General features: G+C 38.5%; 11 protein-coding genes. 7 read left to right on the plus strand and 4 right to left on the minus strand.

Features of this window, described 5'->3' with window-relative positions; all coding sequences use genetic code 11:
• The first annotated feature begins 5 nt into the window (after positions 1-5).
• Positions 6-422, plus strand: coding sequence for a type IV pilin protein (locus H5087_RS01245; protein WP_182670898.1), 417 nt, complete (start codon positions 6-8; stop codon positions 420-422).
• A 9-nt stretch (positions 423-431) separates the two neighbouring features.
• Here H5087_RS01245 and H5087_RS01250 read toward each other — a convergent pair whose 3' ends face one another.
• Entirely contained in the window at positions 432-962 is a 531-nt protein-coding gene (locus tag H5087_RS01250; RefSeq protein ID WP_182670899.1) for a GspH/FimT family pseudopilin, read from the minus strand.
• Between the two features lie 79 nt (positions 963-1,041).
• Positions 1,042-1,593 (minus strand): GspH/FimT family pseudopilin, encoded by a 552-nt coding sequence (locus H5087_RS01255; RefSeq protein WP_182670900.1) that lies wholly within the window; start codon positions 1,591-1,593, stop codon positions 1,042-1,044.
• Between the two features lie 160 nt (positions 1,594-1,753).
• Between H5087_RS01255 and glnB the strand changes: the two genes are divergently transcribed.
• Positions 1,754-2,092 (plus strand): nitrogen regulatory protein P-II, encoded by a 339-nt coding sequence (gene glnB, locus H5087_RS01260; protein WP_002962211.1) that lies wholly within the window; start codon positions 1,754-1,756, stop codon positions 2,090-2,092.
• A gap of 49 nt (positions 2,093-2,141) precedes the next feature.
• Here glnB and H5087_RS01265 read toward each other — a convergent pair whose 3' ends face one another.
• Positions 2,142-2,906 (minus strand): outer membrane protein assembly factor BamD, encoded by a 765-nt coding sequence (locus tag H5087_RS01265; protein ID WP_002962210.1) that lies wholly within the window; start codon positions 2,904-2,906, stop codon positions 2,142-2,144.
• Positions 2,907-3,047: 141 nt separating this feature from the next.
• Here H5087_RS01265 and rluD point away from each other — a divergent pair, with 141 nt between their 5' ends.
• From rluD to clpB, 3 genes are all read left to right on the plus strand, one after another.
• Positions 3,048-4,025 (plus strand): 23S rRNA pseudouridine(1911/1915/1917) synthase RluD, encoded by a 978-nt coding sequence (gene rluD, locus H5087_RS01270; RefSeq protein ID WP_149594281.1) that lies wholly within the window; start codon positions 3,048-3,050, stop codon positions 4,023-4,025.
• The gene (pgeF, locus tag H5087_RS01275; RefSeq protein ID WP_182670901.1) at positions 4,025-4,756 is read left to right on the plus strand and encodes a peptidoglycan editing factor PgeF; all 732 of its coding nucleotides are present in this window, start codon (positions 4,025-4,027) and stop codon (positions 4,754-4,756) included. The genes rluD and pgeF overlap by 1 nt, the downstream gene beginning before the upstream one ends.
• A gap of 96 nt (positions 4,757-4,852) precedes the next feature.
• On the plus strand, positions 4,853-7,429 hold the full coding sequence (gene clpB, locus H5087_RS01280) for an ATP-dependent chaperone ClpB (RefSeq protein WP_182670902.1): 2,577 nt from the start codon (positions 4,853-4,855) through the stop codon (positions 7,427-7,429).
• Positions 7,430-7,481: 52 nt separating this feature from the next.
• Here clpB and H5087_RS01285 read toward each other — a convergent pair whose 3' ends face one another.
• Positions 7,482-9,029, minus strand: coding sequence for a PAS domain-containing methyl-accepting chemotaxis protein (locus H5087_RS01285; RefSeq protein WP_182670903.1), 1,548 nt, complete (start codon positions 9,027-9,029; stop codon positions 7,482-7,484).
• 589 nt (positions 9,030-9,618) lie between these two features.
• Here H5087_RS01285 and gshA point away from each other — a divergent pair.
• On the plus strand, positions 9,619-11,196 hold the full coding sequence (gene gshA / locus H5087_RS01290) for a glutamate--cysteine ligase (RefSeq protein ID WP_182670904.1): 1,578 nt from the start codon (positions 9,619-9,621) through the stop codon (positions 11,194-11,196).
• Between the two features lie 147 nt (positions 11,197-11,343).
• Entirely contained in the window at positions 11,344-11,955 is a 612-nt protein-coding gene (locus H5087_RS01295) for a transglycosylase SLT domain-containing protein (RefSeq protein ID WP_002962200.1), read from the plus strand.
• The last annotated feature ends 159 nt before the right edge of the window (positions 11,956-12,114 follow it).

The following is a 12,114-nucleotide window of genomic DNA, read 5'->3' on the forward strand; positions in this document are numbered from 1 at the left end:
ATTAAATGAAGAAACAATACGGGTTTACCTTAATTGAGCTGATGATAGCTGTTGCTATCGTCGGCATACTCGCTTCAATTGCGCTGCCTAACTATACTGAATATGTAAAGCGTGCTTCGCGCGCTGAAGCGGCTGCAGCATTGCTAGATGCTGCAAATAAGGAGGAGCAGTATTTTGTCGATAATAGGGAATATACAGAGACATTTACTGATTTAGGATTGCAAAGTAAGACCGAAAATGGTCACTTTGAGCTATCTATAAAGGTAGTCGATAGCAATACCTTCACTATTACAGCTAAGCCTATAGATGGTCCTGTAAAGGGGGATAATGACTGTAAAGAGCTTACAATTACTGACACAGGTCTTAAAGGTGCAAAAGGAAGTAAAGGTAACTCTGATATTGATTATTGTTGGGGTCGATAATAGCCTAGATTACTTCTTTTGACACTTATCAGTTGATTTGATGCGAATTCTACCCGTTTGACTTACAGATAAAGCCAATCCTTCGAGATTGGCTTTATTGCTATTGGGACAATATATAAAAGTCCCATTTTGAAAGCCATTTAAAGAACCATCTGGACGAAACGTAATGGCGTTGCGCGGATACTCTAAAGTATCAGCGTCATGAGCATCCTCGAAAGTGCTTAAGAGTAACTCATCATCATCTAGAGTCGTTGATTTATCTTTGTCGATAAAGAGTGACATTTGACCATCCCACTCGTCCTTTGTACATTGACTGCCTTTTAGTGCGCAAAGTGTGACGTAAGTCCCATTTTCAATTGCGTAAAGGCGGCCATAATTTATATTTCGGTGTAGCAGATTCACATGGTTATCTAATCGGTTTTTAGCCAAGAAATCTGGATAAAACCACATCGACAATTGACTGATAATACTGACAACAGCCATCGATACCATTAATTCAAGAAGTGTCACTCCCTTGTTTTTTGATATTGATAATCTCATCCTTGAAGACCTGAGTTAATAAATGATTAACTGAGTCTAGTAAATGATACAAATATGACAAGATGAATTTGTATGTTTTTTAACCGCAAGTCTGAGCTGTATCACCAGTATAAAAAGAAGTACCAGATTGAGATACTGTTAAAGCTTTATTATTTTCACTGCCATTATTAGGACAAAATACAAAATCACCGGGTTTCGTTGTTATTCGACCACTGGTATTAAATCGTAATCTCCTATCATTACCAGTATATTTTATTTTGTCATTAAGGCTTATTTTTTCCATGACACGTAGTAAAGAGTCTGTAGAGCTGTTGTATTGACCACTATTATCACCATCAATGAATACAATGATAATTTTATTTCTGTCCCATCGATTACGACATTGCATTGTATCATTTTGATTTTTTACTTCACCATGCTGCGCGGCGCATATAACGACTATTTCATCTGTACTCGCTGCTTGAGAGCGTGCGTAGCTAATATTTCTTTTTAATTCCAACAAAAAATTCTCAGCTCTATTTTCTTCTAGCATATCGCTGCTATTCCAAATCGCAATTGATGCAATAATGCCAACGATAGCAACGGTTACCATGAGTTCTAAAAGGGTGAACCCGTTTTGTTTGTTTTTCATATTAATCTCATTTACTGCTAGTCATTTAAGTATAGCTATTTTTATATAATAAATTATACCATGATCGGTTGTTTTATCACCGTAATTCAATTGCTTTGTTTGCTATGAACACTATGATTGTCTAAAATCGAGGCAACTGGAGCTTTCAAAAGTAATCAATATGAAAAAAATAGAAGCAATTATTAAACCTTTTAAGTTAGATGATGTGCGTGAAGCGTTGTCTGATGTAGGTATTACGGGGATGACGGTAAGCGAAGTTAAAGGCTTTGGGCGTCAAAAAGGTCACACTGAGCTATATCGTGGCGCAGAGTATATGGTAGATTTTTTACCTAAAGTAAAACTTGATATTGTATTGACTGATGAAGATGTAGACCGTGCAATTGAAGTTATTGTAAAAACGGCGCAAACAGGAAAAATCGGTGATGGTAAAATATTTGTCACAGATGTTGAGCGTGTAATACGTATTCGTACTGCAGAGGAAGATGAAGAAGCGATTTAAGCTTGTTTTTCTATGTAGTAAAAAGGCGCTTAGTAAGCGCCTTTTTTATTTATTTAGTTCTTTTATTTAGTTTTCGTGTTTGCTTTGCGTGCTCACTAAGCTCAGTTAAACCTAATTGGTCGTAACTTTTTTCCATCATTTCAAGCGCGGGATCTAAGTAACTGCTTTGTGAATAATGCTCAACAACAAACTTACCTCTATTAGCAGCAGCTAAATAAGCTTCACGTTCGTAATAGTAAGTTGCTACTTTTAATTCATAACGTGCCATACGGTTTAAAAGCCAAACTAAACGACGCTTAGCTTCAGGCGCGTAATCACTTTTAGGAAAACGTTTTACTAATGTCGATAAATCTGTAAATGCAACACGAGTACGGTTAGCATCACGGTCGGCTCTATCTACACCAAAGTACTCTTGGAACGCATTTTTATCTGCTTTAATGTTTACTAAACCACGCATGTAATACATGTAGTCTAAATCTTTATGATTTGGGTTTAAGCGAATAAAGCGGTCAATGGTTGCAAGTGCTTGTTCAGTATTACCTGATTGATAATGTGCATAGACTAAGTCCATTTGTACTTGCTTAGAGAATGGGCCAAACGGGTAGCGAGAGTCTATTGCACTCAAAAGTTCAATTGCACGAGCATATAAACCAGAATCTAGCGTTTCTTTTGCATCTTCATATAAAGCGTGTGCAGACTTATTCGGTACACGTTGAATGTCTTCTTGGTCTGGAGCAGACGAACAAGCGCCTAAACTAAGTACAGAAACTGAAAAAACAATGGCAAATGCACGTTTCCCTATTTTATTTATCATTTTATTTGTTACCTTCGATGTCTTCGGCTAGGCCAAGTCGGTAAAACCGAGTAAACTATGCGTATTATATTATGCTTTTATTAAAAGCGATTCTAACCCAGTCGAGCAAAGCTTGCACTGGTAAATTGGGTAAAGTTACTAATGTCAGAGCAAATTTCTCTTCAAGCCGACGTTCCAACCGAATTAGGTGGTAAACGTCTAGACCAAGTATTAGCACAATTGTTCCCTGATTATTCACGTTCTCGTATAAAAACGTGGATTTTGGATGATAAAATCACTGTAGACGGTGAAATTTTCAACACTCCACGCGAAAAACTACTAGGCGGTGAAGTTGTAAGTGTTGAAACAACAATTGAAGCACCACGCGAATACGAAGCACAAGATATCAAATTAAACATTGTTTATGAAGACGATGATATTTTGGTAATTAATAAACCAATGGGCCTAGTGGTTCATCCTGGTGCGGGTAACCCTAATGGAACAGTGCTAAACGCATTGCTACATTACTACCCTGAAATAATTAACGTGCCTCGCGCAGGTATTGTGCATCGTTTAGATAAAGACACGACCGGTTTAATGGTTGTAGCTAAAACGATTCAGGCCCAAACGCATTTGGTAAAAGCACTACAAAAGCGCGAAAATTTCACTCGTGAATATGAAGCACTGTGTAATGGCACCATGACTGCTGGTGGTATGGTTGAAAAAGCAATTGGCCGCCATCCTACGCAGCGTACGCATATGGCCGTACATGAAATGGGTAAGCCGGCAATTACACATTACCGTGTTGCTGAAAAATTTCGTGCTCATACTCGTTTACGTTTGCGTTTAGAAACAGGTCGTACTCACCAAATTCGTGTGCATATGGCACATTTAAATCATCCGCTAATTGGCGATCAATCTTATGGCGGCCGTCCGCGTCCACCTAAAGGTGCAACACCTGAGTTATTTGAGTTACTCCGTAGCTTTAGACGCCAAGCACTGCATGCTGTAAAATTAAGTATTGCGCACCCAATCACCGGTGAAATGATGACATGGCAAGCTCCTATCCCTGACGATATGGTTGCTATGACACATGCACTACGTGAAGATACTAAAGCTAATCCTGATATCGATAGATAATGCACTTATTGTCAGCGACATGGCAAAACCTTCATAAAGTAGGAACGTTAAGTACTACTTGTGGAGGTGGTGTTTCAAAAACCCCATTTAAAAGTTTTAATTTGGGATACCATGTTGGTGATAATAAAAGTGATGTATCAAAAAACCGCTCACTATTAACCAAGCTCTTACCTAAACCTGCCGTGTGGCTAAATCAAGTTCATAGCTCTGATGTTGTTATTGTTGATGAATATTTTGACTCTAAAAAGTTACATAATGCTGATGCGCTTTATACTCAGTTATTAAACCAACCTTTGGCTATAATGACTGCCGATTGCTTACCTATTTTATTAGTGAGTGATGATGAGAATGAAGTTGCAGCTATACATGGTGGCTGGCGAGGGCTTGAGCAGGGAATTATTAAAAATACTTTAGAATGTTTTAGCTCAAAGTATGAAAATATAAATGCTTGGCTAGGGCCTGCAATTGGGCCAACTCAATTTGAGGTTGGGGCTGAAGTGCTTGAGTTATTTCAAAAAAGGTCTTCTTCATTTGTTCAAGCATTTACACCACAAGCTAATGGCAAATATCTTGCTGATATTTATGGCATTGCGCGTACTTTACTTACCCAGCAAGGCGTTAAAAATATTACAGGCGGCGACTATTGTACAGTCTCTCAAAGTGACTTATTTTTTTCTTACCGGCGAGATGGACAAACCGGACGCATGGCAAGTTTGATCTGGCGCAAGTAATTAGCACCTTTAGCTATTATATTTCTCTCTATACCTTGAACAAACACCTAAACATACCCATTAATTAAGCAATTAGATTATTTAATAGGTAACACCATGCGTTTAGATAGATTTACAAGTAAATTTCAATCTGCGCTTTCTGATGCGCAATCGCTAGCCCTTGGCCGCGATCATCAATTTATTGAACCCGTACATTTAATGTATTCATTACTGCAGCAAAGCGGCTCCAGTGTGCGCGCGTTATTTGCACAAACGGGGGTTAGCGCAGATGAACTTAACACCAAGCTTTCTCAAGAAATAGAAAAACTATTTAAAGTAGAAGGCGTAGGTGGCGACGTACAGCTATCAAATAATATGGCTTCACTTATTAACCTATGTGACAAGTATGCACAAAAACGCAAAGACAAATACATTTCAAGTGAATTGTTTGTACTGGCAGCATGCGACGATAAAGGTCCACTTGGCGATATATTCAGATCGTTAAATATTACCTCCACTAAAATTGAAACAGCGATTAAAGCGATTCGTGGTGGTCAAAAAGTTGATGACCCAAATGCCGAAGAAACACGCCAAGCGCTTGAAAAGTACACGATTGATCTAACTGAGCGAGCGGAGCAAGGTAAGCTTGACCCTGTTATTGGTCGTGATGACGAAATTCGCCGCACGATTCAAGTACTACAACGCCGTACTAAAAATAACCCTGTATTAATCGGTGAGCCAGGTGTTGGTAAAACAGCAATAGCAGAAGGTTTAGCACAGCGTATTATTAATGGTGAAGTACCTGAAGGATTAAAAAACAAACGTGTTTTATCGCTTGATTTAGGAGCACTAGTTGCAGGCGCTAAATATCGCGGTGAATTTGAAGAGCGTTTAAAATCAGTGTTAAACGAATTGGCTAAAGAAGAAGGCCAAGTCATTTTATTTATTGATGAAATACACACTATTGTGGGTGCAGGCAAAAGTGATGGCGCAATGGATGCGGGTAATATGCTAAAACCTGCTTTAGCACGCGGTGAGTTACACTGTGTTGGCGCAACCACGCTTGATGAATACCGTAAATATATAGAGAAAGACGCAGCACTTGAGCGTCGATTCCAAAAGGTACTCATTGAAGAGCCGTCGGTTGAAGATACCATTGCAATATTGCGTGGCTTAAAAGAGCGATATGAGCTACATCATTCAGTAGAAATTACTGATCCCGCGATTGTTGCTGCGGCGCAGTTATCTCACCGCTACATTAGCGATCGTCAGTTACCAGATAAAGCAATTGATTTAATAGACGAAGCTGGATCTTCGATTCGATTACAAATTGATTCAAAACCAGAGTCGTTAGATAAGCTTGAGCGTCGTATTATCCAATTAAAATTAGAAGATAATGCACTTGCTAAAGAAAAAGATGAGGCGAGTCAAAAACGTCGCACCGAAATGCAAGAGTTGATCACCGACCTTGATGGGCAATATCGTGAGCTAGACGAAATTTGGAATGCTGAAAAAGCATCGCTTCAAGGTACACAAGTAATTAAAGCCGAGCTTGAACAAGCAAGATTAGATTTAGATGTAGCGCGAAGAGCAAGTGATTTACAGCGTATGTCAGAGCTGCAATATGGGCGAATTCCAGAGCTTGAACGAAAACTTGATTTAGCCTCACAAGCCGAAATGCAAGAAATGACCCTGCTTAAAAACCAAGTAGGTGAGGATGAAATTGCTGAAATTTTATCTCGCTGGACAGGTATTCCTGTTGCAAGAATGCTACAAGGTGAGCGTGAAAAGCTGCTGCAAATGGAAGATAAGTTACACAGTAAAGTAATAGGGCAAGATGAAGCGGTCGTTGCTGTTGCTAACGCAATAAGACGCTCACGTGCAGGACTTGCAGATCCTAATCGCCCAATTGGTTCTTTCTTGTTTTTAGGTCCAACAGGTGTGGGTAAAACCGAGCTTACAAAAGCACTGGCTGGTTTTATGTTTGATACCGAAGATGCCATGGTGCGTATCGACATGTCTGAGTTTATGGAAAAGCACTCAGTTGCCCGCCTAGTGGGCGCACCTCCAGGTTATGTGGGTTATGAAGAGGGCGGTTATTTAACCGAAGCCGTTCGTCGTAAGCCATACTCGGTAATATTGCTTGATGAGATTGAAAAAGCACATCCTGATGTATTCAATATTTTACTTCAAGTACTTGATGATGGACGCTTAACTGATGGGCAAGGCCGCACGGTTGATTTTAAAAATACCGTCATTATCATGACATCAAATTTAGGCTCAGATATTATCCAAGAACAAGCGGGTAATAATGACTATACGACCCTTAAAGCTAAAGTAATGGAAGTATTGATTAATGAGTTTAGACCTGAATTTATTAACCGTATTGACGAGACTGTTGTATTCCACCCGTTAGCAAACGAGCATATAAAAGAAATAGCTGATATTCAGTTAATGAAATTACGTGAGCGTTTAACAGATATGGGGTATCTGCTTGAAATAAGCGATGCTGCACTTGAGCGAATTGCAGCAAGTGGGTTTGATCCTGTGTACGGTGCACGCCCGCTTAAGCGTGCTATTCAGCAAACGATTGAAAATCCGCTAGCACAAAAGCTACTTAATGGGGACTACATACCAGGTAGCGTGATTGTTATTGATGCAAATGACGACTCTTTGGTATTTACCAAACGCTGATTGTAAATAATTAAACTCTAAAGCCGCTAAAATAGCGGCTTTTTTATGTTTGTTAAACTTTAAAGGTTAGTAATAAATCGTTCACTCTACGTGAGCCTTCAACAAGCTCAGCTGCACCATTTGCCACATTAAAGCTTAAACTTAAGTTGTTATCGCCAAAGTCTTTAATTTGCGAAACATTATTACTAATGTCGTTACTAACCATTTGTTGCTCTTCTGCAGCGGATGATATTTGTATTGCCAAGTGAGATATTTCACTGATTTGGATAAAAATACCCTCTAATTCAACTTGGGTTTTATCGGTTGTCAAAACACAGTTATCGGCTTGTGCTTTAGTGCTTTGCATTACTTTGGACCAGCTAAATAAAGTGTCTTGTATTTCTTTAATAGAACTATGGATTTGTGTCGTAGCATTTTGAGTGCGTGACGAAAGAGTCCTTACCTCATCGGCGACTACTGCAAAGCCTCGACCATGTTCTCCCGCTCTAGCTGCTTCAATCGCTGCATTAAGAGCAAGTAAGTTAGTTTGATCGGCAATTCCCTCTATTTCACTCATTACCTTACCAATTTTATCTGCTTCAGAGGCTAAGCTGGTGGCTGTATTTGCGGCTTGTTCTACTTGAGAAGCTAAGTCAGATACCATTTTACTATTATCTGCAATGTGGTCTTTTATCTCTGAGCAACTTTGGTGGGTGTTATTCACTTTATCAGCTGTTTGAGCTGTATTTACTGATATTTCACCAATGGTAGAGCTCATTTGGGTCATCGCTGATGCAATTTGCTCTAAACGCTCCCCTTGTGAAGAAATGCCTTCTTCGGTGAGTGTTGATTGTTTGTCTAAATCAGTCGCGATGCCATTAAAGCTTAATGTTGAGTCTTTCATACGACCAAGAACCGTGCGTAGTTTTGCGCTTAGCATTTGCTCTCTATAATCACTTACACTGTGCGGTGTGTAGCCGCTGTAAATATAGCGAGAGATTGAATCGGCTTTTGCTTTTTGTTCGCGTAATATTTTAGGGGTAACAATGAGTTCGTCATAATTTAGCACAATAACTAAGGCACAAATAAATAGGCTAATTGCAGCAATGGTGATTGATGCCGCAACAGCAATAAAAATCAGCCAAAATAACAAGCATATAAAAGTAATGCTTTGCCTTATTGCGGTGTGTTCTCGCAGTTTAAATAATGATTTGTTGGTATTTAATTTGTTGTAAAGTGTTTGTGCACGTTGCTTAAGTTGAGAGCTTGCTTTGGTTCGTACAGATTGATAACCAACAAGTCGGCCATTTTCAAAAATTGGGGTTACAAAGGCATCTACCCAGTAATAGCGGCCATCTTTACAGCGGTTTTTAACCATACCGCGCCATGAGTGTTCTTGTTTTAATGTTGCCCACATTTCTTTAAAGGCTGTTTTTGGCATATCAGGGTGACGAACAATATTATGATGCTGACCAATAAGCTCTTGTGCGCTATAGCCTGCAACAGCACAAAACGCTTGATTGACGTATGTTATTACACCTTTAAGGTCAGTAGTAGAAACCAGCTCTTGTGATTCATCAAAGTATACTTCTTCATTTTTTAAGCTTTTATCATTGTGCATTGTGTTTATTATCATCCTTTATTGTTGCAGTCATTATATTGCTTACACACTACAAAGCAAAAAATAGCGTCTTTCCGTCTATGCTCATAAGACAAATAATTGTATTTATTGATCTAGATCAAGTTTAAATACCAGGCAGCTAAATTGAACTGATTTTGTATAAGTTCCGGTCTATTACTATAGGCTGATATTTTACTTATTTGATTTATAATTAAATACGTATTTAAAGCATTTGTATAATGCACATAGCAATGGCAATATTACGACTTAATATAATGATGTTGGTCATATTAAGCGCATGTATAAAGTGGGCAAATAATTATTAAATTTGAAAGTTATATAGTTCTTAGCAATTTATACCAGTTGCATTAAATAAGTGATCTATTATAGCGCTAAGAAAATAGCACAATAACAAGGCGAAAATTATGAAATATAGTTGTTCTATATGAATAATTTTTTAACGCAGTGAGTGCGCTATTTAATGCGATACAATGATCATATTTTCAATAAAAATTGGTATTAATCTTGAGTCTAAGTAATTAGTCCCCATAACCTTATGATTAAGCCACGTGGCCCGAGGAAAGATTTTTTGACAACACATGATTTAGCTAACGCACTTGAAGCGTTATCAGTAAATGAGCACCAACATGCAGTTAAAGGCATTAAACGTGGCATAGAGCGAGAGTCGCTAAGAATACAAGAGAATGGTGCTATATCACCTAAAGGTCATCCAAAAGGGGTGGGCAGTGCGTTAACTAATGGCCATATCACAACTGATTTTTCTGAATCTTTACTTGAATTTATTACTCCAGTTAGTGAGTCGTCAACGCAAACTCTTAAACAATTAAAAGACCTTCAAAAGTTCACTCTAGAAAAGATGGACGATGAACTGCTTTGGCCTATCAGTATGCCGTGCTTTATTGAGCATCAAGATGATATTGTTTTAGCTCAATTTGGTAGTTCTAATACAGGCAAAATGAAAACACTATACCGTGAAGGATTAAAAAATCGCTACGGTAGTATGATGCAAGCAATTGCAGGTGTTCACTTTAATATTTCATTTCCAGATACGCTTTGGCAGTCGCTTCACTCGTTACAACAAAGTAATGCAAGCCTTCAAGATTTTATTTCAGAGGGTTATTTAGCGCTTATTCGTAACTTTAAACGCGAACTATGGCTAATAAGTTACATGTTTGGTGCATCACCAGCATTATGTAACTCATTTTTACAAGGTCGAAAAACCGATTTACCATTTAAAAAACTAGGTAAAGGTACGCTTTACTTAGAAGTTGGTACGGCACTGCGTTTAGGCAATTTAGGTTATACAAATAGCGCCCAGTCGTCACTACGTGTAATGTATAACTCGTTAGATGAATATGTTGCAGGTCTTAAAAAAGCAATCAACACACCATCAGAAATTTATGGTGATCTTGATGACTATAAGAGTGAAAACCCTAAACAATTAAATAAAAATATTCTGCAGATTGAAAACGAATTTTACTCACCAATTCGTCCTAAGCGTAATGCTAAAAGTGGCGAAACGCCAACGGATGCATTGCTTCGAGCAGGCATTGAATATGTAGAAATTCGCGCATTAGACGTTAACCCGTTTAGCGAAGTGGGTATTGATATTGAGCAAATTCACTTTTTAGATGTGTTTTTAACGTATTGTTTATTAAAAGATTCAGCTCCAATGGATTGGAAAGAACAAGCACGCAGTACTGAAAACCTCGACACAGTAGTCAATCAAGGTCGAGAAGAAGGGCTAATGCTTAACTTTAATAATACACAGCGTAGTCTTCAGTCGTGGGGTGATGAAATATTTGCCCAGCTCACTGATGTCGCTAAATGGATGGATAATGCTTATGGTGTTAATTATTACTCTGATACTATAAAGCGCATGGCAACGTGGGTGCATAATCCAGAGCTTACCTATTCTGGACGTTACGTGTCACAATTAAAAGAGTCTGGTTTAGACAACGGTCACTTTGCGCTAGCACTGGCTAATAAATACAAACAAAGCCACGCAGACACTGATTACAGTGAGTTTTTAAAGCCTTGGCTAGAACAACAAGTTGTAGAGTCTAACGAAGCACAAACTGTAATTGAGCAAGCAGATACGCAGTCATTTACTGCCTTTTTAGATGCGTATTTTAGCGGTAAATAATCTTAATACTTAGTAAAATTTAAGCAAAAAAAACGCAGCCTAAGTAGGCTGCGTAAATATATATTCAGGGATGAACTAATGCTGTACTGCTGCATTCATTGAGTCAGACCCACACTTTTTAAAAAAGTTCTGTGAGATCTTAAAAAAATGAAAAAAAATGCAATTATTTTATCTCTTGCCATTACTTTAGCTGGTTGTGCTACAGCGCCTCCGAAACAACCTAACGATCTATGCAAAATCTTTGAAGAAAAACCTGATTGGTATTTTGACGCAAAAGACGCGCAAGAAAAATGGGGTTCTCCTAAGCATGTACTCATGAGTATGATGTACCAGGAAAGCTCCTTTAAACATGATGCGGCTCCACCCATGGAGTACTTCTTATGGATAATTCCAACCGGTCGCGCAAGTGATGCTTATGGCTACTCACAGGCTAAAACACCAACATGGTCAGATTACATTCGTGAAACAGGCAACAATGGTGCTGATAGAGACGATTTTGACGATGCAATCGACTTTATGGCGTGGTTTGTTTATAAAACGCATAAAGTAAATAAAATCTCTAAGTGGGATGCTTATGCACAATACCTTAATTATCATGAAGGTTGGGGTGGTTATAAGCGTGGCACATATAAAAAGAAAAAGTGGTTAATGGGTGTCGCAAACAAAGTTAAACACAGAGCGAGCCGTTATGGTGCGCAATTAAAACGCTGTGAAGACGAGCTTGATAAAGGTTGGTTTGAACGCCTTATATTTGGCTAGAAAGTTATTAATGGATATAAAAAAGGAGCCAATCGGCTAATGCCGATCAGTTAAGAAAATGACCGGTTGACCGATCCAAACGATCATGCAAAATCCGTAGTTAGGAAACTAACTACGGATTTTTTTGTGAATATAGAACAAGCACTGCAAGCAACACTT

The organism is Pseudoalteromonas sp. SR43-7, from assembly GCF_014163785.1.
In the GTDB taxonomy this organism is placed as follows: domain Bacteria; phylum Pseudomonadota; class Gammaproteobacteria; order Enterobacterales; family Alteromonadaceae; genus Pseudoalteromonas; species Pseudoalteromonas distincta.